The 26,146-nt window shown below is 44.1% G+C and carries 24 protein-coding genes and 1 rRNA gene; 17 read left to right on the top strand and 8 right to left on the bottom strand.

Annotated elements, in window-relative coordinates:
- The first annotated feature begins 114 nt into the window (after positions 1 to 114).
- The 14 genes from CXF83_RS01045 (at position 115) to glmS (ending at position 14,497) form a co-directional block, all read left to right on the top strand.
- Positions 115 to 498, top strand: coding sequence for an ATP synthase subunit I (locus tag CXF83_RS01045; RefSeq protein WP_101089529.1), 384 nt, complete (start codon positions 115 to 117; stop codon positions 496 to 498).
- A 12-nt stretch (positions 499 to 510) separates the two neighbouring features.
- Positions 511 to 1,305 carry a F0F1 ATP synthase subunit A gene (gene atpB / locus CXF83_RS01040; protein ID WP_101089528.1) on the top strand — a complete coding sequence of 265 codons (795 nt, stop codon included), beginning with the start codon at positions 511 to 513 and terminating at the stop codon, positions 1,303 to 1,305.
- Between the two features lie 63 nt (positions 1,306 to 1,368).
- Positions 1,369 to 1,620: a F0F1 ATP synthase subunit C gene (gene atpE / locus CXF83_RS01035; protein WP_011639455.1), complete on the top strand. Its 252-nt coding sequence runs from the start codon at positions 1,369 to 1,371 to the stop codon at positions 1,618 to 1,620.
- A gap of 37 nt (positions 1,621 to 1,657) precedes the next feature.
- On the top strand, positions 1,658 to 2,128 hold the full coding sequence (gene atpF, locus CXF83_RS01030) for a F0F1 ATP synthase subunit B (RefSeq protein WP_101089527.1): 471 nt from the start codon (positions 1,658 to 1,660) through the stop codon (positions 2,126 to 2,128).
- A gap of 16 nt (positions 2,129 to 2,144) precedes the next feature.
- The gene (gene atpH, locus CXF83_RS01025) at positions 2,145 to 2,678 is read left to right on the top strand and encodes a F0F1 ATP synthase subunit delta (protein ID WP_101089526.1); all 534 of its coding nucleotides are present in this window, start codon (positions 2,145 to 2,147) and stop codon (positions 2,676 to 2,678) included.
- 14 nt (positions 2,679 to 2,692) lie between these two features.
- Positions 2,693 to 4,234, top strand: coding sequence for a F0F1 ATP synthase subunit alpha (gene atpA, locus CXF83_RS01020; protein ID WP_101089525.1), 1,542 nt, complete (start codon positions 2,693 to 2,695; stop codon positions 4,232 to 4,234).
- Positions 4,235 to 4,282: 48 nt separating this feature from the next.
- On the top strand, positions 4,283 to 5,143 hold the full coding sequence (atpG, locus tag CXF83_RS01015) for a F0F1 ATP synthase subunit gamma (protein WP_101089524.1): 861 nt from the start codon (positions 4,283 to 4,285) through the stop codon (positions 5,141 to 5,143).
- A 35-nt stretch (positions 5,144 to 5,178) separates the two neighbouring features.
- The gene (gene atpD, locus CXF83_RS01010; protein ID WP_101089523.1) at positions 5,179 to 6,555 is read left to right on the top strand and encodes a F0F1 ATP synthase subunit beta; all 1,377 of its coding nucleotides are present in this window, start codon (positions 5,179 to 5,181) and stop codon (positions 6,553 to 6,555) included.
- 59 nt (positions 6,556 to 6,614) lie between these two features.
- The gene (locus tag CXF83_RS01005) at positions 6,615 to 7,043 is read left to right on the top strand and encodes a F0F1 ATP synthase subunit epsilon (RefSeq protein WP_101089522.1); all 429 of its coding nucleotides are present in this window, start codon (positions 6,615 to 6,617) and stop codon (positions 7,041 to 7,043) included.
- Between the two features lie 335 nt (positions 7,044 to 7,378).
- On the top strand, positions 7,379 to 7,735 hold the full coding sequence (locus CXF83_RS01000) for a DsrE/DsrF/TusD sulfur relay family protein (protein WP_101089521.1): 357 nt from the start codon (positions 7,379 to 7,381) through the stop codon (positions 7,733 to 7,735).
- Positions 7,736 to 7,850: 115 nt separating this feature from the next.
- Positions 7,851 to 9,218: a bifunctional UDP-N-acetylglucosamine diphosphorylase/glucosamine-1-phosphate N-acetyltransferase GlmU gene (glmU, locus tag CXF83_RS00995; protein WP_101089520.1), complete on the top strand. Its 1,368-nt coding sequence runs from the start codon at positions 7,851 to 7,853 to the stop codon at positions 9,216 to 9,218.
- Positions 9,219 to 9,515: 297 nt separating this feature from the next.
- Complete coding sequence (locus tag CXF83_RS00990; protein ID WP_198553499.1) at positions 9,516 to 11,666, top strand: TonB-dependent siderophore receptor; 2,151 nt, start codon at positions 9,516 to 9,518, stop codon at positions 11,664 to 11,666.
- 150 nt (positions 11,667 to 11,816) lie between these two features.
- Positions 11,817 to 12,587, top strand: coding sequence for a DeoR/GlpR family DNA-binding transcription regulator (locus tag CXF83_RS00985; protein WP_101089518.1), 771 nt, complete (start codon positions 11,817 to 11,819; stop codon positions 12,585 to 12,587).
- An 80-nt stretch (positions 12,588 to 12,667) separates the two neighbouring features.
- Positions 12,668 to 14,497, top strand: coding sequence for a glutamine--fructose-6-phosphate transaminase (isomerizing) (gene glmS, locus CXF83_RS00980; RefSeq protein ID WP_101089517.1), 1,830 nt, complete (start codon positions 12,668 to 12,670; stop codon positions 14,495 to 14,497).
- Positions 14,498 to 14,575: 78 nt separating this feature from the next.
- On the opposite strand, the gene CXF83_RS00975 is transcribed toward glmS, so the two are convergent.
- From CXF83_RS00975 to CXF83_RS00950, 5 genes are all read right to left on the bottom strand, one after another.
- Positions 14,576 to 14,851, bottom strand: a complete 276-nt coding sequence (locus CXF83_RS00975; RefSeq protein ID WP_101089516.1) for a hypothetical protein — start codon at positions 14,849 to 14,851, stop codon at positions 14,576 to 14,578.
- 577 nt (positions 14,852 to 15,428) lie between these two features.
- Complete coding sequence (gene pstB / locus CXF83_RS00965) at positions 15,429 to 16,178, bottom strand: phosphate ABC transporter ATP-binding protein PstB (RefSeq protein WP_101089514.1); 750 nt, start codon at positions 16,176 to 16,178, stop codon at positions 15,429 to 15,431.
- Between the two features lie 12 nt (positions 16,179 to 16,190).
- Complete coding sequence (gene pstA, locus CXF83_RS00960; protein ID WP_101089513.1) at positions 16,191 to 17,048, bottom strand: phosphate ABC transporter permease PstA; 858 nt, start codon at positions 17,046 to 17,048, stop codon at positions 16,191 to 16,193.
- Positions 17,048 to 17,953, bottom strand: coding sequence for a phosphate ABC transporter permease subunit PstC (pstC, locus tag CXF83_RS00955; RefSeq protein WP_101089512.1), 906 nt, complete (start codon positions 17,951 to 17,953; stop codon positions 17,048 to 17,050). The genes pstA and pstC overlap by 1 nt, the downstream gene beginning before the upstream one ends.
- Positions 17,954 to 18,050: 97 nt before the next feature.
- Entirely contained in the window at positions 18,051 to 18,860 is an 810-nt protein-coding gene (locus CXF83_RS00950; protein WP_101089511.1) for a phosphate ABC transporter substrate-binding protein, read from the bottom strand.
- A gap of 559 nt (positions 18,861 to 19,419) precedes the next feature.
- Here CXF83_RS00950 and CXF83_RS00945 point away from each other — a divergent pair.
- The gene (locus CXF83_RS00945; RefSeq protein WP_101089510.1) at positions 19,420 to 20,616 is read left to right on the top strand and encodes a potassium/proton antiporter; all 1,197 of its coding nucleotides are present in this window, start codon (positions 19,420 to 19,422) and stop codon (positions 20,614 to 20,616) included.
- Between the two features lie 22 nt (positions 20,617 to 20,638).
- On the opposite strand, the gene CXF83_RS00940 is transcribed toward CXF83_RS00945, so the two are convergent.
- From CXF83_RS00940 to CXF83_RS00930, 3 genes are all read right to left on the bottom strand, one after another.
- Entirely contained in the window at positions 20,639 to 20,836 is a 198-nt protein-coding gene (locus CXF83_RS00940) for a DUF2061 domain-containing protein (RefSeq protein WP_101089509.1), read from the bottom strand.
- Positions 20,837 to 21,017: 181 nt separating this feature from the next.
- On the bottom strand, positions 21,018 to 21,920 hold the full coding sequence (locus CXF83_RS00935; RefSeq protein ID WP_101089508.1) for a 1,4-dihydroxy-2-naphthoyl-CoA synthase: 903 nt from the start codon (positions 21,918 to 21,920) through the stop codon (positions 21,018 to 21,020).
- A 140-nt stretch (positions 21,921 to 22,060) separates the two neighbouring features.
- Positions 22,061 to 22,414 carry a hypothetical protein gene (locus tag CXF83_RS00930; protein WP_101089507.1) on the bottom strand — a complete coding sequence of 118 codons (354 nt, stop codon included), beginning with the start codon at positions 22,412 to 22,414 and terminating at the stop codon, positions 22,061 to 22,063.
- Between the two features lie 88 nt (positions 22,415 to 22,502).
- On the opposite strand from CXF83_RS00930, the gene ccoG reads away from it, so the two are divergent.
- Positions 22,503 to 23,924, top strand: coding sequence for a cytochrome c oxidase accessory protein CcoG (ccoG, locus tag CXF83_RS00925; protein WP_101089506.1), 1,422 nt, complete (start codon positions 22,503 to 22,505; stop codon positions 23,922 to 23,924).
- A gap of 605 nt (positions 23,925 to 24,529) precedes the next feature.
- Positions 24,530 to 26,072, top strand: a 16S ribosomal RNA gene (locus tag CXF83_RS00920).
- Positions 26,073 to 26,146 lie beyond the last annotated feature (74 nt).

The raw sequence follows: 26,146 nt of genomic DNA, 5'->3' as shown, positions 1-26,146 counted from the left end.
CTTGCTTTGAAACACTGAAACGGTATACTTTCGCAAGCTTTTTGTACCTCGGGTTTATACGGATATATGTCGTCCGGTCATCGAAACAGGAAGTTATAATGCGGAGAAGATAAATTGAGCAAGGTTTTAGCACGTCGTGGCCGTTGGTCAGCCTATAAATTAGTTTTGATACAGGCGGCGGTGGCTGGAAGTGTTTCTGTTTTCTTTTTCGCCATGTGGGGAGCTCAGTATGGTATATCTGCATTAGCAGGTGGTGCTATTGCTGTACTCCCTAATTTTGTATTCGCAACCCTCGCTTTTTCCCATACGGGAGCAAGCTCCGCAGCTAAAGTTGTTAAGACTTTTTACTGGGGGGAAGCGGTAAAGATGCTGTTAACCATAGCAATGTTTTCGTTTGTGTTTATCAATATAGAAATTGGTTTTATGCCTCTTTTTGTATGTTACACCCTGGCGTTAGTGATGCATTGGACAGCTCCTTTATATTTCAAGCAAAGTTAAGTGGGATGAATCATGGCTGCAACTGGTGAAGCGTTAACACCGCAGGGCTATATCCAGCACCACCTTACCAACCTAAGTGTTGGCGAAGGCTTCTGGACATGGCACATTGATTCATTGTTCTTTTCGGTTGGGCTTGGTGTTTTGTTCTTGTGGCTATTCCGTAGCGTTGGCAAGAAAGCAACTACCGGTGTTCCCGGCAAACTTCAGTGTTTTGTCGAGATGATAGTTGAGTTCGTTGACAGTAGCGTTAAGGAAACCTTCCATGGCCGCAATCCTGTTATTGCTCCGTTGGCATTAACGATTTTTGTATGGGTATTCATGATGAACTTCATGGATATGGTTCCAGTTGACTGGATCCCATCACTAGCACTTGCTGCTGGTATCCCTTACATGAAAGTTGTACCAACGACTGACTTAAACATTACCTTTAGTATGGCTTTAGGTGTGTTTGTGCTGATTATTTATTACAGCATTAAGGTCAAGGGTATTTCAGGGTTTGTTAAAGAACTGACCATGCAGCCTTTTAACCATTGGGCAATGATACCCGTCAACTTTCTGCTAGAAACAGTTACTTTGATCGCTAAGCCAATTTCATTGGCACTGCGTTTGTTTGGTAACTTGTATGCGGGTGAGTTGATTTTCATCCTTATTGCGTTGATGTACGGTGCTAACTGGGCATTATCTACTCTAGGTGTAACATTACAGCTAGGTTGGTTAATTTTCCATATTATGGTTATCACTTTACAGGCGTTTATCTTCATGATGTTGACCGTTGTTTACTTAAGCATGGCGCATGAAGATCATTAAGGAAAGCTGTAAATTTTTAAACTAAATCATTAATAACAACGATTTAGAATATTGGAGATAGAGATGGAAACTGTATTAGGCATGACAGCTATTGCTGTTGCTCTGTTGATTGGTATGGGTGCATTAGGTACTGCTATCGGTTTCGGCCTACTAGGTGGTAAGTTCTTGGAAGGCGCTGCGCGTCAACCAGAAATGGCTCCTATGCTACAAGTTAAAATGTTCATCGTAGCGGGTCTTTTAGACGCCGTAACTATGATCGGTGTTGGTATTGCATTATTTATGCTCTTTACTAACCCTCTTGGTGCAATGCTTTAATAAACGCTTCTGTCTTTAAACTTAATAGGAGGCTGTTGTGAATATCAACGCTACCCTACTCGGTCAGACGGTTGCCTTTTTACTCTTCGTGTGGTTTTGCATGAAGTTTGTTTGGCCTCCTTTGATGAATGCCATCGAAGAACGTCAAAAAAGGATTGCCGACGGTTTAGCTGATGCTGACCGTGCCGTGAAAGACCTTGAGTTGGCACAGGCGAAAGCCACTGATCAACTCAAAGATGCAAAAGCGACTGCTAACGAAATTATTGAGCAAGCTAATAAGCGTAAAGCTCAAATCGTTGATGAAGCTAAAGCCGAAGCTGATACTGAGCGCGCTAAGATTATCGCGCAAGGTTATGCAGAAATTGAAGCTGAACGTAATCGCGTAAAAGAAGACCTGCGTAAGCAAGTCGCTGTACTGGCTATTGCCGGCGCTGAAAAAATTCTTGAACGTTCGATTGATGAAGCCGCCCACAGTGACATAGTTAATAAACTTGTTGCTGAACTTTAAATAAGGAGTTGGAGTTATGGCTGAACAAACCACCATCGCTCGTCCTTACGCAAAGGCAGCTTTTGAATTTGCTCTTGAAAAAGATGCAATAGAGAATTGGGCAGAAATGCTTAATTTTGCCGCACAAGTTAGTGAAAACGAAACTATGCAGACTCTATTGGCTGGCTCTTTAGCCAGTAACCAGCTTGCAGAACTCTTTATTGGAGTTTGTGGTGAGCAGGTCAATGAGCAAGCTCATAATCTGTTAAAGGTAATGGCTGAAAACGGTCGTTTAGTAGTGCTACCAGCTGTTGCTCAACTATTTGTTGAGATGCAACATGAGCATGCGAAAGAAGTTGAAGCGTTCGTCGTTTCAGCTACAGAGCTAACCTCTGAGCAACAACAGGCCATGAGCGCTTCTTTAGAGAAACGTCTAGCACGCAAAGTTAAGCTGAATTGCAGCATAGATGCCAGCCTTATTGCTGGCGTAATTATCACGGCAGGAGACTTAGTCATTGATGGCTCGGTCCGCGGAAAAATTTCGCGTCTGTCTGATACGCTGCAGTCGTAATTGGGAGTTTGAGCATGCAACTGAATTCCACTGAAATCAGCGATCTGATTAAACAGCGGATCGAGCAGTTCGAAGTCGTTAGTGAAGCTCGCAACGAAGGTACAATCGTTGCAGTAAGTGACGGCATCATCCGCATCCACGGCCTAGCCGATGTGATGCAAGGTGAAATGATCGAGCTGCCTGGTAACCGTTTCGCAATCGCGTTGAACTTAGAACGCGATTCTGTCGGTGCCGTAGTAATGGGTCCTTATGCCACTTTGGCAGAAGGCGATAAAGTTAAAACAACTGGTCGCATTTTGGAAGTCCCAGTTGGCCGTGGTCTATTAGGCCGCGTAGTCAACACATTGGGTGAGCCAATCGACGGAAAAGGACCTATCGACAACGATGGTTTCTCTCCTGTTGAAGTTATCGCACCAGGTGTTATTGAACGTCAGTCAGTAGACCAACCAGTGCAAACTGGTTATAAAGCCGTTGACTCTATGATCCCAATCGGTCGTGGACAACGTGAATTAATTATTGGTGACCGTCAGATCGGTAAAACCGCTCTAGCGATCGATTCAATTATTAATCAAAAAAATACTGGCATTAAGTGTGTATACGTAGCTGTAGGCCAAAAGGCTTCTACAATTGCTAACGTGGTACGCAAGCTAGAAGAACATGGCGCTTTGGCGAACACCATTGTTGTTGTTGCTACAGCTTCTGAAGCTGCTGCTCTACAATATTTGGCTCCATACTCTGGTTGTTCAATGGGTGAGTATTTCCGCGACCGCGGTGAAGATGCACTTATTGTCTATGATGATCTTTCTAAGCAAGCAGTTGCTTACCGTCAGATCTCATTGCTACTTAAGCGTCCACCAGGACGTGAAGCATACCCAGGTGATGTATTCTATCTTCACTCTCGTCTGTTAGAACGTGCTTCACGTGTTAACGCTGAGTATGTTGAGAAGTTCACTAAAGGCGAAGTTAAAGGCCAAACTGGTTCTTTGACAGCATTGCCGATTATCGAAACTCAAGCGGGTGACGTATCTGCATTCGTACCGACTAACGTAATTTCGATTACTGATGGTCAGATCTTCCTTGAAACAGACCTATTTAACTCTGGACTACGTCCTGCTGTTAACCCTGGTATTTCTGTTTCTCGTGTAGGTGGTGCGGCTCAGACTAAGATCATCAAGAAACTGTCAGGCGGTATTCGTAGCGCACTTGCACAGTATCGAGAGCTTGCAGCGTTCTCACAGTTTGCATCTGACTTAGATGATGCAACACGTGCTCAGCTTGAGCATGGTGAGCGTGTTACTGAACTTATGAAGCAAAAGCAATATGCCCCTATGAGTATCGCTGATCAGTCTGTGTCTATTTTCGCAGCTGAAAAAGGTTACTTAAAGAGCGTTGAGCTTAATAAGATTGGTGATTTCGAAGCGTCTTTGCTCTCTTTCATGAACAGCGAACATGCTGACCTTATGAAGACCATTAACGATACTGGCAACTATAATGCCGATATTGAAGGTGAGTTAAAGGCTAGCTTGGACAAGTTCGTCGAAACCCAAACCTGGTAATCGAAAGAGGTGTCGTAAGGCACCTCAGGTCCAGATTGGAGAGTTAAGATGGCCAACGCTAAAGAGATTAAAACCAAGATCGCGAGTGTTCAAAACACTCAGAAGATCACGTCTGCTATGGAAATGGTTGCCGCCAGCAAAATGCGCAGAGCGCAGGAACGCATGGCCGCAAGCCGTCCATATGCAGAAAATATGCGTAAGGTGATCGGTCACGTAGCGCAAGGTTCTCTCGAGTATAAACACCCCTATCTAGAGGTGAGAGAGGCTAAGCGTGTTGGTTACATTGTGGTGTCAACCGACCGTGGTCTTTGTGGTGGTCTGAACGTTAACCTTTTCAAAAAGGTTGTCGCAGACGTGAAGAAGCAACGTGCAGCTGGTGTAGAAGTTGAATTCTGCCCAATCGGCGCTCGTAGCGTACAGTTCTTCACTAATTTTGGCGGAATAGTACCTGCTCATGCATCTGGTTTAGGCGACGCTCCAAAGCTCGCTGACCTGATCGGAACAGTACGTGTGATGCTAGAAGAATACAACGAAGGCAAGCTGGACCGTTTGTATGTAGTGTTTAACAAATTCGTTAATACTATGTCCCAAACGCCGGTGATCGAGCAGCTGCTACCTTTGCCAAAGTCAGAAGAGGATGAGATTTCTCATCATTGGGACTACCTATACGAGCCAGATCCAAAAGAACTTTTGGATACTTTATTGGTTCGTTATGTGGAGTCGCAAGTTTACCAAGGTGTTGTTGAGAATATTGCGTCTGAACAAGCAGCCCGTATGGTTGCTATGAAGTCTGCAACCGACAATGCTGGTGATCTTATTAGTGACTTGCAGTTAGTTTACAACAAGGCTCGTCAGGCTGCGATTACGCAAGAGCTGTCGGAAATTGTTGCTGGCGCTGCAGCCGTTTAGGCTAGGTAACGAATACAAGTTTTAGAGGATTTATCATGAGCACAGGTACTGTTGTCCAAGTCATTGGCGCGGTTGTGGACGTTGAGTTTCCACAAGATGCCGTACCTCAGATATATGACGCTCTAAAGATCGAAAGTGAAGGCTTGGTGCTGGAAGTTCAGCAACAACTTGGTGGTGGTGTAGTTCGTACCATCGCTATGGGTACTTCAGATGGTCTGCGTCGTGGTCTTGAGGTCGTAAACTCTGGTTCACCAATTTCTGTTCCGGTTGGGGATAAAACCCTTGGCCGTATTATGAATGTATTGGGCGAGCCTATTGATGAATGTGGTGAAATCGGTGAAGAAGATCGCTATGTGATCCACCGTGAAGCTCCTTCATACGAAGATCAATCAAGCTCTACTGAACTTTTAGAGACGGGTATCAAGGTTATTGACCTTGTTTGTCCGTTTGCTAAAGGTGGTAAAGTTGGCTTGTTTGGTGGTGCTGGTGTAGGTAAGACCGTCAACATGATGGAACTTATTAACAACATCGCTAAAGCACACTCAGGTTTATCAGTTTTCGCTGGTGTAGGTGAGCGTACTCGTGAGGGTAACGATTTCTACTACGAGATGAAAGATTCTGGTGTTCTCGACAAAGTGGCCATGGTTTATGGTCAGATGAACGAGCCTCCAGGAAACCGTCTACGTGTGGCACTTACTGGTCTGACTATGGCCGAAAGATTCCGTGACGAAGGAAAAGATGTTCTTTTCTTTGTTGATAACATCTATCGTTACACCTTGGCAGGTACTGAAGTATCTGCACTGCTAGGCCGTATGCCATCAGCAGTAGGTTACCAGCCAACATTGGCTGAAGAGATGGGTGTACTTCAGGAGCGTATTACATCGACTAAAACAGGGTCTATTACCTCTGTTCAAGCCGTTTACGTACCTGCGGATGATTTAACGGATCCATCACCAGCAACAACCTTCGCTCACTTAGATGCGACTGTTGTATTGTCACGTAATATCGCTTCTATGGGTATTTACCCAGCGGTTGACCCATTGGACTCGACTTCACGTCAATTAGATCCTTTGGTTGTTGGTCAAGAGCATTATGATGTTGCTAACGGTGTGCAGACTGTACTTCAGCGCTATAAAGAGCTGAAAGATATTATTGCGATTCTTGGTATGGATGAATTATCTGATGAAGATAAGACAACCGTATCTCGTGCTCGTAAGATTGAAAAATATCTTTCTCAGCCTTTCTTCGTAGCTGAAGTATTCACTGGTTCTCCAGGTAAGTACGTTTCTCTTAAAGACACTATTCGTGGCTTTAAGGGCATTCTAGCGGGTGAGTTTGACAGCCTTCCAGAGCAAGCGTTCTACATGGTTGGTTCAATCGACGAAGCCGTTGAGAAAGCTAACAAAAAATAACTGAGTATTCTGTACTGATGTGAAAACATTGGTGCAGAACACTAGTTTAAGGAGAACTGATGGCAGCCATGACAGTACAACTTGATATAGTAAGTGCAGAAAGTAGCATCTATTCTGGCCTTGTAGCACATCTACAAGTGACTGGTTCAGAAGGTGATCTAGGCGTTATGCCTGGTCACGCGCCACTACTGACACATATCAAACCTGGCATGGCACGCATCGTCAAGCAAGATGGGAAAGAAGAGGTGTTTTATCTTTCGGGTGGTATCCTGGAAGTTCAACCTTTTTCTGTTTCAGTATTGGCTGACGTGGTATTGCGTGCCGATGAAATTGACGAAAAGGCTGCTGAAGAAGCCAAGCGTCGTGCAGAATCTGCTATGGCAGATGCTGGCGCTGACTTCAACTATGCAGCCGCTGCGATTGAACTAGCTCAGGCTATGGCTCAATTGCGCGTTGTTGAAACCATCAAGAAAAACATTGCCAGATAAGGTTATTGTTTGATGAAAAAAGGCGCCTAAGGGCGCCTTTTTTGTTTTTAAAAAAGGTTAAAAGCAGGTTCTAGGAAAAGCTAATAAAGGTCCTAGGAAAGGCGAACGCTTCGCTGACGGATAACGGAACGCTCGCAAGCTCACTCTCGGAAAAAACGAAAAGATCAGAGCATATAAAAAAATAAAAAATCGAAACGAAGGCTAGAACCTTCGTTGTAGGTCGGCATTTATGCCGTCTCATATCTGATAATATTAGAACGTGATCTAAGTAAAACCCTCTCTCCTGTTTGAATGCTACCCTCTGGTGATTATTATTAATGCTAGAGAATCTATCTATGCAACACGTTCTAATCATCGTCAATGATGCCCCTTATGGTTCAGAGAAGCTTTTTAACGCACTGCGTTTGGCGATACAACTCAATGAGCAAGAGAGTCCAACTGCGAAGGTGAGTCTGTTTTTGTTATCAGATGCTATTACAGCAGTACTGCCAAAACAGAATCCAGCCGAAGGTTATAACATTCAGCAAATGCTTGAGATTATCATTGCACAAAAAACGGAAGTTAAGTTTTGTGGTTCATGTATGCATGCTCGTGGATTAACTGAGTTAACGGTGATTGATGGCTGTGAAGTGGCGACTATGGATGATCTTGCTCAGTGGGTGTTAATGGCTGATAAAACGCTGACCTTTTAATCGTTGCAGTCTTTACGGTAGAGTCGCTTTTAATGCCCTAATAGCTTAAAATCAGCCCATAAAATAGACCTCTTCTTTACTTCTTACCGTTAGGTATTATCTCAAGGATTTTTACATGGCACTGAACGTAGTGATTTTGGCCGCAGGCAAGGGAACCCGCATGCGCTCAGATCTTCCCAAAGTTCTTCACCCAATTGCTCATAAGAGTATGGTTCAACATGTGATTGATACCGCTCATGACGTTGGCAGTGACGCTATTCAGCTTGTTTATGGCTATGGTGCGGATAAGCTACAAGCTAAGCTTGGCGAACAACAACTTAATTGGATTTTACAAGCTGAGCAATTGGGTACTGGTCACGCTGTTGCACAGGCCAATGACAATATAGCTGATGATGACACTGTGTTAATCCTTTACGGTGACGTGCCATTAATACAAGCCGCTACGCTTGATTCCTTGCTCGCAGCGCGAGAAGACGGTGGTCTAGCTATTCTGACCGTTAACCTACCCAATCCAATGGGATATGGTCGCATCGTACGCGAAGCAGATAAAGTGGTTGGCATTATTGAGCAGAAAGATGCTACTACAGAACAGTTAGCTATCAATGAGATCAATACCGGCATTATGGCTGCTCCCGGTAAGCAACTTAAATCTTGGTTGAGTCAATTGTCATCAGACAATGCACAGGGTGAATACTATCTCACTGATATTGTTGCTATGGCACATAAAGACGGCGTGGCAATTACGACCGCTCAGCCTGAATCTGCGGTAGAAGTTGAAGGTGCTAATAACCGCGTGCAGTTGGCACAACTAGAACGTGCTTACCAAGTACGTGCTGCTGAAAAACTCATGCTTGAAGGCGCTAACCTGCGTGATCCTGCCCGCATTGATATCCGTGGTGATGTTACTGTTGGTATGGATGTGATGATTGATATCAACGTGATTATCGAAGGCAAAGTGACTATTGGGAATAACGTCACTATTGGTGCTGGTGCCATTCTTATTGATTGTGAAATTAGTGATAATGCGGTTATTAAACCTTATTCTATTATCGAGAATGCCAAAGTAGGTGTTAGTGCTAGTGCGGGGCCTTTTGCTCGTTTACGCCCAGGTGCTGAACTAAAAGAAGATGCCCATGTAGGTAATTTCGTGGAGATCAAGAAAGCCGTATTAGGTAAAGGGTCTAAAGCGGGTCACTTAGCTTATATCGGTGATGCGCAGATAGGCAGTGGTGTCAATATTGGTGCAGGTACCATTACTTGTAATTATGATGGCGCTAATAAGTTCTTAACGGTTATCGAAGATAACGTCTTTGTTGGCAGCGATACCCAACTTATTGCACCGGTGACGATTGGTAAAGGCGCAACACTGGGTGCTGGTTCTACCATTACCAAAGATGTTGCTGCTGATGAGCTTGTTATCACCCGTGTTAAGCAGCGTCATATATCGGGTTGGGCACGACCGGTAAAACGCTCGAAGAAGTAACTAAACATCTCCTGCCAAAAAGCGACCTTCATGGTCGCTTTTTACTTAGCATCTGCATCCTAAAATCCTCTTTACTTCGTTAAACGCTATAGGTCTCTCCACCTAGTCATTGGTTTAAACCACTGTAACGCTTGGTTACTTATGTTGTGCACTTTGTTTGCCTTTGCTTGTTTTTTGACCTTTGCTTGATGAGTGTCACTTACCTTTGTAAAGGAGTGTAAAGAAACTTAAATAAAAACAATTCTCATTTATATTACGCCCAATTATTACATTTAGGTTTCATTTTTGGGGTTGGCTATGTCTTTTAAGTTTTCTCGTATCGGTCTTGCCGTTGTTGCTGCTTTAGCATCATCAACGACTTTTGCTGAAGAAGTTACAGCAGAATCTAACGTTGTTGTAGAGAGCAACATCGAGCGTATTACGGTTACTGGACGTAGTTTTAACGACTATAAAGTGGGCTCATCTTCAGGTGCAATGCGTGGTGATATCGATATTCTTGACACTCCGCAATCGGTAACCGTTATTCCAGATTTTGTTACCGATGAGCAGTTAGCGACGAACCTAGGTGAAGTACTGGTTAACGATTCTAGTGTGACGGGAGGCAGTGAAAAATGGAATCGCCAAGTATTTAGCATCCGTGGTTTTGAGTTGTCGTCAGGTTCAGGTTATTTGATCAACGGTCAACAGCAATGGTCTCACTACGTACAGCCTATTGAAACCTTGCAACAAGTTGAAGTGTTGAAAGGCCCTTCAAGTATGCTCTATGGTCAATCTGGCCCTGGTGGTTTGATCAATATGGTTAGCAAAAAGCCGACATATGACACTATGCTAGATATTGGTTTTGATACTGATGAACATGGTTCTACCCGTTTTCAGCTTGATGCCGGTGGTAGCTTGAATGAATCAGAAACGATTCGCTATCGCACCGTGCTTGTTAAGCAAGACACGCAATACTGGCGTGAATACCAAGATGGCACTAATCAGGAACGTGATCGTTGGTTAGGCTATCTAAACCTTGAGTTTGATATCACTGATGATTTACTACTGTCAGTTAAGTATGACCATACTCAAGACAAGACTGGCATCGACCGTGGTGGTTGGTTAGATAGCAGCGGGGATTTGATTGGTGGCAGTGACATTATTTGGGATCAGCCGTGGGCGTTCACCGATAATACCATCTCTAATATGGGGGCTGACTTAACTTACCATCTAAGTGATGAGTGGCAAGTTAAAGCGGGCTTTAACGATCAACAGTTTAATCGTCAGCGTTTAGATTCTTCACCTCAGTATTCTGAAACAGCAATGACTGACGGATACAATATTAAGCCATTCGATCGCTATGATGATTGGCAGCATAAAACGGGTTATATCGATTTCACTGGTAATTTATACACTGGTGATGTTGAGCATCAATTACTTATTGGTGCCAACATGCTTGATTACTATTATGGTCAGTTAAAAGAAAGCTACGTATCAGCGGATCCAAAAGATAAAAATATGATCCCTGTAGTGCCGGGTCAGCCGTTACCTAAGCCTGATCTTGATTATAATCGCGATGAAACGTTATACGAGAGTAGCTATAAGCATTATGGTTTCTATGTTCAAGATCTCGTGACGATTAACGATGAATGGCAAGCCCTTGCTGGTGTGCGTTATGACGAACAAAAGAAAGATGGCGACGGTGGTAACAGTTACGCCGTTTCACCAAAGTTTGGTGTTATCTATTCACCCGCTGAAAATGGCAGTATCTATGTAAACTACTCTAAGAGCTTCACTCCACAAGGGATTGTGAACAATGAAGATGATGTTAACAATCGTATGAACCTTGACCCAGAGTATGGCGAGCAATACGAGATCGGCACCAAGTGGGAACTGTTTGATGGCAGCTTGCTATTAACCGGTGCCATATTTGATATTACCGTTTCAAACGTTACCGTGCAGCAAGAGCTAGAAACGCCAGATGAAGATGGCAATATCTACAAAACGACTCAACAAGGTGAGCAACGCCATAAAGGTTTTGAAATGGGTGCTCAAGGTCAAGTGAGTGAGAAGTGGTTTATGACCGGCTCAATGATGTATCTTGATGCTGAATATATAACTAGCGCAAATGATCGAGATAGCTTAGATGGTTTGACACCTGTTGATGCACCAGAGTGGTCTGCCAACGTATGGACGCGTTATGAGATGACAGAAGCACTAGCACTTAACTTTGGTGCTATCTATGTGGGTGAGCGTTTTGCTAATACCAGCAATACCATCAGTAAAGACGGTTATGTTCGTTTCGATATGGGCGCGGCATATACCATGGATATAATGGGTAGCGATGTCAGTGTTCGTATGAACGTGAAAAATCTATTCGATGTTGATTATCTAGCGGGTGGTACTAACACTGATGTCACAGTGGGTGAAGGTCGTAACTTTAGCTTGGCATTAGAAGCTAAGTTCTAAGCTCTTTTATAACAAAAAGCTCCTATCGAAAGATAGGGGCTTTTTTTTGACTAAAATTCAGCTTATATAGGTTTTATAAGTTTCAAAACTGGCTTTTAAGTTTCGTTTGTCTATAATCCACCTTTCGAAACGAAACTTAAATACTAAATTATGAATAAACGTAACACTCAACAACGACGTCACAGCATTATTAGCCTGCTTAATGAGCAAGGCGAGGTGAGTGTTGAAGAGTTATCCTTACGTTTTGAAACTTCTGAAGTCACCATTCGTAAAGATCTCGGCACGTTAGAAAAGACAGGCCTCTTGCTTCGGCGTTATGGCGGCGCGGTAGCCGTACCTGATGAAGTGACTCAGCAATTTAGTGCCAAAATCGCACCGAATAAGCTATCTATCGCTAGGGTTGCAGCTGAACTGATAAGAGATCATAACCGCATTATCATCGATAGCGGCAGTACAACTTCAGGCTTAATTGCGCAGTTAAATGCTAAGCGTGGATTGTTAGTCATGACTAACTCTCTCACTCTGGCCAATGCGATACATGATCTCGAGAATGAGCCTACGCTATTAATGACTGGCGGGACTTGGGATCCGCATTCGGAATCATTTCAAGGCCAAATAGCGGAACAGGTTTTACGCTCCTATAATTTTGACCAACTGTTCATTGGAGCCGATGGTATTGACCTTGAACGTGGCACAACCACTTTCAATGAGTTAACCGGCCTGAGTAAGGTGATGGCTGAAGTCTCACGCGAAGTGATCGTGATGCTCGAATCTGAAAAACTGGGTCGACGTATCCCAAATTTAGAACTGCCTTGGAGCAATATTAGTGTGCTTGTATCTGATGACAAGCTACCTACTGAGGCGGTTGAGAGTATTTCAAAGCATGGGGTGCGAGTCATTCTTGCGCCGTATGTGGGGTAACTGAGGTTATCCATTTTTAAATTCAATTTTTAGTTTTTAATCTCAAATTAACTCTTCGTTAGAGAGTCTAGGTAATCAAAATGTGTGGAATAGTTGGCGCAGTAGCGCAAAGGGATGTTGCAGAAATTCTAGTTGAAGGATTAAGACGACTTGAATACCGCGGTTATGACTCAGCAGGTGTTGCTGTACTTCATAATGGTGAATTAAGCCGTACTCGTCGAGTAGGTAAAGTGCAGGAATTATCATCAGCACTTGAAGAGCAGCCGTTGACTGGCGGTACTGGTATTGCTCATACGCGCTGGGCTACTCATGGTGAGCCGAGTGAACGTAATGCGCATCCACATGAGTCAGAAGGTGATATTGCCGTGGTCCATAACGGTATTATCGAAAATCACAATAAACTGCGCGTCATGCTTAAAGGCTTAGGTTATACCTTTGCATCTGACACCGACACCGAAGTTATTTGTCACTTGGTTCATCATGAACTTAAAACTCATGACACTTTACTTGCTGCGGTTCAAGTAACAGTTAAACAGTTAGAAGGCGCTTACGGTACAGTGGTTATCGACCGCCGTGACAGCCAGCGCATGGTTGTGGCACGCAGTGGCAGCCCATTGGTTATTGGTTATGGCTTAGGCGAAAACTTTGTCGCTTCTGATCAGCTAGCGTTACTGCCTGTTACTCGCTCGTTTGCGTTCCTTGAAGAGGGTGATGTTGCTGAGGTGACTCGTCGTGAAGTTAATATCTTTGATGTTGATGGCAACGCCGTTGAGCGTGAAATGAAAGAGTCTGAAGTTACCCATGATGCGGGTGATAAAGGTGAATATCGTCATTACATGCTAAAAGAGATCTATGAGCAGCCAACAGCAATTGCCCATACGCTTGAAGGCCGCATTGCAGGTGGTAAAGTTCTAGATTCAGCATTTGGTGAAAATGCCGCTGAATTCTTAAAAGATATTAAGCACGTACAGATCATCGCCTGTGGTACCAGCTACCATGCGGGTATGGCGGCGCGTTATTGGTTAGAAGATTGGGCGGGCGTTTCTTGTAACGTCGAAATTGCTTCTGAATTCCGTTACCGTAAATCGCATTTGTTCCCGAATAGTTTATTAGTGACTATTTCACAGTCTGGTGAAACCGCTGACACATTAGCGGCAATGCGTTTAGCCAAAGAGATGGGCTACAAAGCCACACTGACTATCTGTAATGCAGCCGGTTCATCGTTAGTACGTGAGTCCGATATGGCTTACATGATGAAAGCGGGCGTTGAAATTGGTGTTGCATCCACTAAAGCGTTTACGGTGCAGCTCGCAGGATTGTTAATGCTAACCACCGTGATTGGCCGCCATAATGGTATGTCAGCAGAGATGGAAGCTAATATTACGCAAAGCTTGCAATCGATGCCGGCTAAAGTCGAACAAGCATTAAGTTTAGATGATGCGATTGCGGAACTGGCTGAAGATTTTGCAGATAAGCACCATGCACTATTCTTAGGTCGCGGCGATCAATACCCGATTGCGATGGAAGGTGCGCTAAAGCTGAAAGAGATCTCTTATATTCACGCTGAAGCGTATGCATCGGGTGAACTTAAACATGGTCCTCTTGCGCTGATTGATGCTGATATGCCCGTTATCGTCGTTGCACCTAACAACGAGCTACTTGAAAAGCTAAAGTCTAACGTTGAAGAGGTCCGTGCTCGTGGCGGTTTAATGTATGTCTTTGCCGATAAAGACGCTGAGTTTGAGTCAGACGATACTATGAAGGTGATCCCTGTGCCTCATTGTGATGAGTTTATGGCACCGCTTATCTACACTATTCCTTTGCAGTTATTGTCATATCATGTGGCATTGATCAAAGGGACTGACGTTGACCAGCCGCGTAACTTGGCTAAGTCCGTCACCGTAGAGTAAGCCCGATTAAATACTCATAAACAAAAAAAGCCTCCTAAATTTAGGAGGCTTTTTTAATGCAGATAAAAACGCTTTGAACTACTTCTCAGCAGCTCCTTTCTCTTTTGCTATTTTTATATCGAAATTATCCAGCAGTAACAAGGTATCAGCGATTGCTGCTTTGAGTTTTCCTGCGGGTGGCGAGCTGAGTTTTTTAGCTTGTTTTAATGACTCTCGTCGAGTGACAAACTCAAGCATGGTTTCGAGTTTTTCCGGGCAATCAATATCGAGAGGAGGGAGCTTTTTAGCTGCCGCATTATTATAGATTTCGAACTCACTTTTTAAGTGTTCTTGAGCTTCTCTGATTCTTTCCATATAAGTTCTAACCCCTGTATATGATTAACCCATAACTCGAAGCTAACTTATTAACAAAATTTAAACAAGTCACTCGGCAAAAGTTAATCCGTTAGAGGGGGATGTGTTTTTGTAGATTACCTTTTGTACTCATTTTTACGGTTTAAGGGGCTTCTTATATAGGCGAATAATATAAGAGTTCTTAAATTCGAACTCGTTGCCTGCCAATATAGACTCCTTTACTTGCGGGAGTTGATCTAGAGGTAGCCCTTTAGAGAGTAAGATAAGTAATGCTTGAGAAAGGTGCTTGGTTTCTGAACAAAGTGATTTATTGTTATAGATTTCGACCTGCATATACACCCTAAAAACACTGTGTTGACTCTGTCGATATCAACTTTTGGCTGAAAAGAAGTGCTTGCTGACGTTGGTCACAAGCGGAATGACAGAATTTACAATAATGGTTTAATTTATCAAGTGTTAGCTTTTTAGTACGTTAAGTAGATCCTTATCTAATGATAAATAATCTGTTCAGTGGGGATAAAGCGAAGAATTGGTGCGCCCACGTAAGAAAATGGGCGTCTAAATTTAAGATACGAGCTTAACCAAACTCTCCGCTGACATAACCCTGAGTACGTTTGTCTAGCGGATGATTAAATATCTGGCTTGTTTCACCGTGTTCGACCAACTCACCCATCCAGAAGAAAGCGGTTTTATCTGAGATGCGTTTTGCTTGGTTCATAGAATGGGTCACTATCACTATGGTGAATTTTTTACGCAGTTCATCCATTAACTCTTCAATTTTATGAGTTGCAATAGGGTCAAGGGCGCTGGTGGGTTCATCCATCAAGATCACTTCTGGCTTCATTGCTATGGCACGGGCAATACACAGTCTTTGTTGCTGACCTCCAGATAAGCCTTGGCCTGGTGAGTCGAGCCTGTCTTTGACTTCATCCCAAAGGGCCGCGCTACGAAGCGATTCCTCTACTGCTTCAGCTAAAACTCGTTTATCTCTGACACCTTGGGCTTTTAGTCCAAAAGCGACATTCTCAAAAATGCTCATTGGAAATGGGTTAGGCTTTTGAAAAACCATACCCACGCGCATTCTAAGCTGTTTTACATCAACATCTTTATAGATATTGTTTCCCTCAAACATCACATCACCGTCAATCTTCACGCCTGCGACCAAGTCATTCATGCGATTGAGAGTACGAAGCAGTGTTGATTTTCCGCAGCCAGAGGGACCAATAAGTGCGGTCACTTGGCGTGATGGTATTGCCATTGAGATATTTTTTAGCGCATGGTTATCGCCGTAAAATAGGTTTAAGTTGTTCACTTCTAGCTTATTCATAGGGATAGCCTTTTAAGATTTGCTTAGACGTGTAGCAATGAATTTGGTGGTCATATTGAGCAGCAGCACTAATACAATCAGCACTGTTGCGGTGGCATAAGCCTGATCCCACTCATGTTGGGTAAAGAGTTCTTGCGTGAGCTTATAGAGGTGAACAGTTAAGGTACGGCCCGAATCAAGAACCGATTCGGGTATTTGCGTTACCATTCCCGCCGTTAAAAATACCGGAGCAGACTCACCGATGACTCGACCTGTGCTTAAGATCACTGCGGTGACAATACCGGGTAGAGCACTGGGGAGAATAAGGCGCCAGATAGTGTAGATTTTTGAGCTGCCAAGGGCATAACCGCCTTCACGGTAGCTCATAGGTACCGCGAGTAGTGCTTCTTCTGTGGTTCGGATAATCACAGGTAATATCAACATAGCCAGTGTTAAGGAGCCTGAAAGAATAGAGAAGCCCAGCCCTAAGGTTGTGACGAAGAAAGTCATACCAAATAAGCCATAAACGATGGATGGGATCCCAGCAAGTGATTCAGTACAGAAACGAATGGTTTTAACCACTTTACTGCCCGGAGCTGCATATTCGGTTAGGTATATGGCCGTCATAATGCCGATAGGCGCGGCGATGCTGAGTGACAGACCCACCATATATACGGTTGATACTATCATTGCCCAAATACCTGAGGCTTCACCAATACGGGTGTAGGATCCAGTGATGAACTCCCAGCTAACATAGGCCAAGCCATTACTTAAAATGTGCCAAACAACCCACAGGAGGAACAAAATCGTGATGGCAGCCGCGGCCCAAATTGCGCCAAACAGCAATTTGTCTTGTATGCCTCTATTAAAAATACGCTTATCTTGAAGCATTAGTCGCTCCTCTTACGGTTTAGATATAACAAACTAGCGTTAAGTAAAACGATGAACACCAATAACACGATACCTGTTGAGTAAAGGGCGCTGGAGTGAATGCCTGTGGCATAAGACATCTCCATCGCGATATTGGCCGTTAATGTTCTTGCGGGCTCAAGTAACGACCCTGGCATGGCTGGCGCGTTACCCATCACCATAATAATGGCCATCGTCTCGCCAATTGCGCGGGCAACACCGAGCGCTACACCTGTGAATATACCGCTGCGTGCCGCAGGTATAAGCACTTTGAAAATACTGTAAATATGCGATGCGCCAAGCGCTAATGCACTCTCTTTATACACCGGAGGTAGCGCGCGTAGTGAGGTTTCTGAGATGGTGATTACAGTGGGCAAAATCATGATTGCCAATACAATGATCCCCGCAAGAATGGTGTTACCCGCTGGAATGTTAAAGATGACTTCGATTGCAGGAACAATAATGACGAGACCAAAAAATCCGTATACAACTGAAGGAATACCGGCTAACAGCTCGACTGCAGGACGTACAATATCAGCCAACCATTTAGGAGCGAGCTCCGCTAAGAAGACCGCTGTTAGAATCGCAATGGGTACACCAATGATTACTGCGCCCGTTGTTGATATGAGGGTCGAGACTATCATCGGAAAAATGCCGTAAAGGGCTGGTGGTAACCATTCACGACCAAAAACCAAGTTGAATATGCCAGCTTCTTTAAACGCAGGCAGTCCCTCTTGGAATACAAACCAACCAATGGTGGCGACAGACACTACGCCAATCATGGCACTGGCTAGAAATAACAGATGAAAAAAGAGCTCTTTCCAATCATGTTTTTTTGCTGGGGCGAGTTGCAGTCCTTGCGCTCGGGCTTTACTGGCAGTGCTCATCACTTGGCCTCGATATCTTACGGCTTATAAATAATCGGCTGATCAATTAACTAAACAGAGAGCAGCAAAGCTGCTCTTTTTTTATGACCTTGTAAGCTTATTGAACGCGGATATAACCTTCGCTTGCGACAATGTTCTGTCCGTCTTCAGACAAGATGTATTTAATAAAGTCTTGCGCATTACTCGGTGCGTTCTTGTCCATTAACACAATGAAGGGACGAGCGATTTGATAGTCACCTGTGGCAATGTTGTCATCTGTTGCGGCAACCCCATCAACATCGATTGCACGTAGGCTGTCATCGACGCTGCCTAATGAGATATAACCGATGGCATATGGGTTGTTAGCCACAATGGTCTTGATCATGCCGTTGCCATTACCGACTTGGGCTCTAGGGGTGATAGCGGTAACTTTATGACCGTTGATGTTACGTTGTAGCTTCATTATCTCTTCGAAAGCCCCGCGAGTTCCTGATCCATTTTCACGAGTAACGACCACAATAGGGCGTGACTCGCCGCCAACTTCACTCCAGTTTTTAATTTCACCGCGATAGATTTTCGAAATTTGAGCTTGGGTTAAACTTGTTACTAAGTTGGCATTGTTAACAGCCGCTGCGATGCCATCGCGTGCGATAACAACTTTTTTGGTGTCACTGCTAAGCTCACTTTGTTTTACGTTGCGTGATGACATGCCTATCATGCTGGTGCCATCTTTAGCGGCGCGAATACCCGCTGAAGATCCTGTGCTCTGCACTTCAACATTGTTCTTCGTGGTATTTTGGTAATTCTCTGCCAGCACTTCCATTACGTGTGCTACTGAAGTTGAACCCGATACGGTAACAGTGCCAGCTTGAACCAGTGGCGATACCATCAAACCGACAGCGGTTAATAAGCTAATAACTTTTTTCATTACTTTTCCTACTCTGTTATAAGTTGTCTAAATACGAAACCAAATGAGTGCCTCACTGAAGGCGATTGCATTAAGACAGAGATATATGACAGTTAGGTGACAGTGTTTTATTGATGTAAAAGCTGAATTGAAAATGTAAATGCGCTTTACTTGAGTGAAATGCAGGGACTTTATTAGATTGGTAACATTTAAGACGACTTTTCTTAAATGCTATTTTAAAACCACTTTTGAGGGCTTGGTATGTGTTGCAGTTGGTTTTGGTGACTTAACTTACTAGTGTGCTTCATGGGGTTCACTTAGCGTTAAGCTTAATTTAAGGGTTAACCTAGTGTTTTGTAGTATATTTAACGTTGAAGAATGCTTGATAAATTTATTGTTAAACTTTTATGACAGTAATCGGTTGGCCGCATTAATTATTAGCTGATAATTGCAACCTATTCGGTTATTGCAATTTAGTCTACTAAGCTACATAAATGGTTATAAAGCGGATTTATATTTCGCTCACCGCACGCGCTAGGTTTTAACACTCTCATTAGCTCTACTTACTTAAGGACGTTTTATGACGACTGAAATGATCATGATTGGTATGTCTATTTTGATCTTAGTCGGAATATTACTGCATCACCCTTCAAGAACATTAGGGATCCCATCACTGCTTATTTTTATGGCTGTGGGCTTAGTGTTAGGCAACGGTGAGTTCAACTTTGTTTATGATGACTTGGGTAAAACGGCTTGGATTGGTGGGCTGGCGCTAAATATTATTGTCTTTGTTGGTGGCATAAACACATCAACTGATAAGATTAAAGTGGCCTATAAAGAAGGCGGTGTATTGGCTTCTTTTGGGGTCTTGTTTACCACGATGTTTTTTGCGGTCATTTTATATTGGCTGCTTGATTTCGATTTTATCACCTGCCTGCTATTTGCTGCCATCGTGTCATCGACCGATGCCGCCGCCGTATTCTCTATCTTAGAATCTAAAAAGTTAAAGCTGAAAGAGCAAACTGACACCATATTGGAATTTGAATCTGCAACTAATGACCCGGTTGCTATGTTACTGGTGATTTTCTTAACCGATATGGCACTTTCTGCGAGTAAAACGGTAATAGCCTCTGAAATTGCGCTTGAATTAGTAACACAGATATCGGTGGCGATAATCGTCGGTGGGCTGGTGGCTAAGCTGGCTGTTACGTTACTTAATCGAATTCATCTTTCCGAGTTCGGTCTTATCCCTGTTTTTGTGCTCGCAAGCTTTGTGGTGGCAACTTATGGCGCTGAAATGCTCGGCGGTAATATCTTATTAGCGTCTTATATAGCGGGTGTAGTGATAGGCAATGGTATTAAGCGTGGGCAATCGGTTAATCAACACTTCCTTAATAGCTTGTCTTGGTTAGCTCAAGCACTGATGTTTATTGTGTTGGGCTTACAGATCTTCCCGCAGTCGCTAGCAGCGGTATTTGTGAGTTCATTATTACCTGCAATATTGCTGATGTTGGTTGCAAGGCCATTGGCTGTGCAACTTTGTTATCTGCCATTTGTAAAAGCGAGCTGGAAGAAGCGATTGTTTATTTCGGCCATTGGCTTAAAAGGGGCTACCCCTATTGTATTTGCATTAATTCCTGCCGCAGCGGGTGTTCCAGGTTCGCTCGAAATCGTGCATATGGTGTTCTTTATCGTGCTGTTCTCTGTGTTTATCCAAGGTGGGGCGATAGCGCCTCTAGCGAACAAGCTCGGTTTGAACAATTCAGATAAAGACTAAAGTGGCACTGGAACCTAACTCTTTATGCCGTGGCGCTTTGTAAGGCGTTTTTAGACTCAATACTTTTCCAGATTTTTTCATGGAAATAGAACACTACGGTATTAATAGCGGGCTCTATTAAGGCTATTGCACCACCAATGATAACGCTGCCGGTTAGCAAATAAGTCACTGTGAAGGCGACGCTAAAATGAAGAATCGCAAAGGTCATAGTCTTGGTCATGAGGGTACTCCTTTAAAAGTTAACTAAATGATAACGATTATCATTTGCAATTGAAAGAGATTTATATAGATAAGTTTGATAGGAATATTCGATTGGAAAGTCTTTTTGGGTATAAACCCATCAACATCTTTAATGTATTGATGGGTTTACATCATCTCTGATTAATTGCTCAATCTGTCAATTAGTAGTGCCATGGAAATGATGAGAAGTCTTTATCACGCTTTTCTAAGAATGCGTCACGTCCCTCTTGAGCTTCCGCTGTACCATAAGCCAAACGTGTTGCTTCACCTGCAAAAAGCTGTTGTCCCACTAAACCATCATCAGGTAAGTTAAACCCATATTTGAGCATGCGCATAGCCGTTGGCGACTTGGAGTTAATCTCTTTCCCCCAGTTTAACGCTTCGGTCTCAAGCTCTGCATGAGGAATAGCCCGGTTAACCATACCCATATCGAAGGCTTCTTCTGCTGTGTAGTTAAAACCAAGGAAGAAGATTTCTCGAGCACGTTTTTGGCCAATCATCTTGGCTAAATAAGCGCTGCCGTAGCCAGAGTCAAAGCTACCAACATCAGGATCTGTCTGTTTGAATACTGCGTGTTCTTTTGAAGCTAAAGTTAAGTCACAGACCACGTGCAAACTATGCCCTCCGCCCACAGCCCAACCAGGTACAACCGCGATAACCACTTTAGGCATAAAGCGTATTAGGCGCTGTACTTCAAGAATATGTAGGCGGCCCATTCGAGCGACATCTGGCGTACCCTCTTCAGCCCCTTCGTATTTGTAACCATCTTTGCCGCGGATCCGTTGATCACCGCCAGCACAGAAAGAGTGTTGCCCTTTAGCAGATGGGCCGTTGCCGGTAATTAACACGCAGCCTACATCAGACCATTGGCGAGCATGATTGAGTGCAGTGTAAAGTTCATCTACCGTTTTTGGTCGGAACGAGTTCAGGCAATCAGGACGGTTAATCGCAACGCGAACGGTTCCCTGAGCTTTAGCTCTGTGGTAGGTAATATCTTCGAAATCAAATCCAGGAACGACATCCCATAATGCGGGGTCAAAAATATCAGATACTTTTTCAGTCATGAGCAGCTAGCCTTTTCATTTCGTTATATAACAGTAATGAGTAAAGGCTAGGCGGAATCAGATCTCAGGTCAATTAACATTAATCGCTAATGCGTGAACTGAGATCTATCGCAATGGCTTATTGGTTAGGCTATCGCTGCCTAATTCAATTTGTCGCATAGATAAGTTTGGTTTTCTTTACTAAAGCTACTGTGCCTCTCGGCACCGTTGCCACAATAGCGCTCTTTATAGTCATCTAGTTTTACCTGTGACTGGCTAATGAGTTTTAGGGCTTGTTGCTCTGTAACCGATAGTCGTTCTGTTATATCAGTCGTTAAGAGATTAACTTTAGCGTCAATACGCTTCATTTGCGTGCCAGTCATGCTATCAAGTTTGTCCTCAGCTTGTTGATAAATAGCCTGTACTTCGGCAACAGGTTCATCAAGTGTGTCCGTTTCGGTATAGAGGTAATAAAGGATACCGCCAATTAACGCTATTAAAATCCAGCCTTTCATCAATTAGTCCTATATAGGTGAATAACTTGTATTATAAGCGTTATAATAAGCTAGTTTTCTAGCAATATTAAAGCTGTAAGGCTACAAAATGAACGAAGAGCAAAATAAAAAAGATTTTTCAAAAGTAGAAAGAATCAAAATCCATCAACCAGATGCTAGTAAAGCGGATAGGTTTAATCCTCGAAATCGAATCTATGTAAGGGCTGTAGAAGGCTTATGGAGCACACTGCGTCGACGTTTAGGTTGGATTGCGATGCTGTTCTTTTTACTGTTGCCTTGGATCCCTTGGGGAGACAGGCAAGCTGTATGGTTTAACTTAGCAGAGCAAAAGTTTCATGTGTTCGGCTTAACTATATGGCCACAAGACCTCACTTTGCTTGCCGCACTACTGATGATAGCAGCTTTTGGATTGTTCTTTATTACCACCTATCTAGGGCGGGTTTGGTGCGGTTATACCTGCCCCCAAACAGTTTGGACCTTTATCTTTATTTGGTTTGAAGAGAAGCTCGAAGGCGCACGTAATAAACGTATAAAGCTAGATCAGATGCCATGGAGCTTTAATAAGCTTTGGCGTAAAACGGCAAAACATGCGGCTTGGTTGCTGGTATCGTTATTAACCGCAATGACGTTTGTTTCCTACTTTGTGCCTACACGAGAAGTCTACTTAGAAGTATTCAGCTTAAGTGCCAGTGGTGGGATCTATTTCTGGGTGATCTTCTTTACCTTTGCGACTTACGGTAACGCCGGTTGGATGCGCGAGATCATGTGTATTCATATGTGCCCCTATGCCCGTTTTCAAGCTGCTATGTTTGATAAAAATACCTATATAGTGGGCTACGATACTCAGCGCGGTGAAACGCGAGGGCCAAGATCACGCAAAGCGGACCATAAAGCGATGGGCTTAGGCGACTGCATTGATTGTGACTTATGTGTACAGGTTTGCCCAACGGGTATCGATATACGTAACGGTCTACAGTACGAGTGCATTAACTGTGGTGCATGTATTGATGCTTGCGATACCACGATGCAACGCATGGGATACGACAAAGGTTTAATCAGTTATACCACTGAGAACAAGTTAGAAGGGGTAAAAGAGAAAGTCTTACGTCCTAAGCTTGTTGGCTACGGTGTCATTCTATCGGTGATGATTTTAGTCTTTATATATGCCACAGCGACAATTGCTCCGATCCGCATTGATGTTATCCGTGACCGTAACCTATTGTTTAGAGAAACTGACCAAGGTTTAATTGAGAACACCTTTACGCTAAAGATCCTTAATAAGACCGAAAGTACCCATATCTATAATATGACAGTGGCAGGCTTAACTAACTATGAATGGATTGGCCCACAACAAGTGACTTTAAATGGCGGGGAGGTATTAACACTTCCGATCAGTATCGCTGTTGACCCAGTTGATCTCACCAGAGCGATGACACATATCAACTTTGAAGTAGAGACTAATGATGGTGCTATAGAAGCTAAACAAGAATCGCGCTTTTTTGGTAACTAATCTAGCGATATAAATGGTAAAAAAGGGGCTTTTAGCCCCTTTTTTGTACGTATCGTTTGATAACCATGCGGTTGGCATGATTGTTTCACTTTTATGAAGAAAGACCCTTGCGCTTACTGAGGAATTCCCTATAATTCGCACCCACTGACACGGCACAGCAGGCCAACTACTTAGGTAGTACGGGACTTGCAGCGGTGTTAGAGAGTTAAAACTCTTCGGAGATTTGATTCAGGTGACAAGCGCTTTAAGGGCTTCGGTTTTGACTTCTGATTAAGAAAGCATCACTCGAAAAACTTCTTAAAATAAGCACTTGACGCCGACACTGGAGAGTGTAGAATACGCCTCCTCAAGCCAACGACCTAGCGTCTTCGGCGACACATGAAAGATGGTGTCACGCTCTTTAACAATATGACAAGCAAATCTGTGTGGGCACTCACAGGTGTTGAGTTATTCGAAATTGCTTCTTAGGAAGCAATCAAAAATATTTACTCAATGAACCACTGAGTGACCATAGCAATATGTAAACTTCGAAAGTCTTCGGGCTTTTGAAAAACAGTATAATTCATTGAGCCGCTTTGCTCTTAACGGAGTAAAGCAAAAAACTTTAATTGAAGAGTTTGATCATGGCTCAGATTGAACGCTGGCGGCAGGCCTAACACATGCAAGTCGAGCGGTAACACAAGGGAGCTTGCTCCTGAGGTGACGAGCGGCGGACGGGTGAGTAATACCTAGGTATCTGCCCAATCGAGGGGGATAACAGTTGGAAACGACTGCTAATACCGCATACGCCCTACGGGGGAAAGGAGGGGACCTTCGGGCCTTCCGCGATTGGATGAACCTAGGCGGGATTAGCTAGTTGGTGAGGTAATGGCTCACCAAGGCGACGATCCCTAGCTGGTCTGAGAGGATGATCAGCCACACTGGAACTGAGACACGGTCCAGACTCCTACGGGAGGCAGCAGTGGGGAATATTGCACAATGGGCGAAAGCCTGATGCAGCCATGCCGCGTGTATGAAGAAGGCCTTCGGGTTGTAAAGTACTTTCAGCGAGGAGGAAAGCTCAAGCGTTAATAGCGATTGGGTGTGACGTTACTCGCAGAAGAAGCACCGGCTAACTTCGTGCCAGCAGCCGCGGTAATACGAGGGGTGCAAGCGTTAATCGGAATTACTGGGCGTAAAGCGTACGCAGGCGGTTTGTTAAGCGAGATGTGAAAGCCCCGGGCTCAACCTGGGAACTGCATTTCGAACTGGCAAACTAGAGTCTTGTAGAGGGGGGTAGAATTTCAGGTGTAGCGGTGAAATGCGTAGAGATCTGAAGGAATACCGGTGGCGAAGGCGGCCCCCTGGACAAAGACTGACGCTCATGTACGAAAGCGTGGGGAGCAAACAGGATTAGATACCCTGGTAGTCCACGCCGTAAACGATGTCTACTCGGAATTTGGTGTCTTGAACACTGGGTTCTCAAGCTAACGCATTAAGTAGACCGCCTGGGGAGTACGGCCGCAAGGTTAAAACTCAAATGAATTGACGGGGGCCCGCACAAGCGGTGGAGCATGTGGTTTAATTCGATGCAACGCGAAGAACCTTACCTACTCTTGACATCCACAGAATTTTCCAGAGATGGATTAGTGCCTTCGGGAACTGTGAGACAGGTGCTGCATGGCTGTCGTCAGCTCGTGTTGTGAAATGTTGGGTTAAGTCCCGCAACGAGCGCAACCCTTATCCTTATTTGCCAGCACGTAATGGTGGGAACTTTAGGGAGACTGCCGGTGATAAACCGGAGGAAGGTGGGGACGACGTCAAGTCATCATGGCCCTTACGAGTAGGGCTACACACGTGCTACAATGGTCGGTACAGAGGGTCGCAAAGCCGCGAGGTGTAGCTAATCCCACAAAGCCGGTCGTAGTCCGGATCGGAGTCTGCAACTCGACTCCGTGAAGTCGGAATCGCTAGTAATCGTGAATCAGAATGTCACGGTGAATACGTTCCCGGGCCTTGTACACACCGCCCGTCACACCATGGGAGTGGGCTGCACCAGAAGTAGATAGCTTAACCTTCGGGAGGGCGTTTACCACGGTGTGGTTCATGACTGGGGTGAAGTCGTAACAAGGTAGCCCTAGGGGAACCTGGGGCTGGATCACCTCCTTACCTATACGACTAACTCACATCTGAAGTATGAAAATACGTTTGAGTGTCCACACAGATTGCTTGTTCTCCTTATC

The sequence above is a fragment of the Shewanella sp. Choline-02u-19 genome (genome assembly GCF_002836205.1).
In the GTDB taxonomy this organism is placed as follows: domain Bacteria; phylum Pseudomonadota; class Gammaproteobacteria; order Enterobacterales; family Shewanellaceae; genus Shewanella.
Note: the sequence above shows the minus strand (reverse complement) of the source record. Positions and strands in the feature narration are given on the sequence as shown.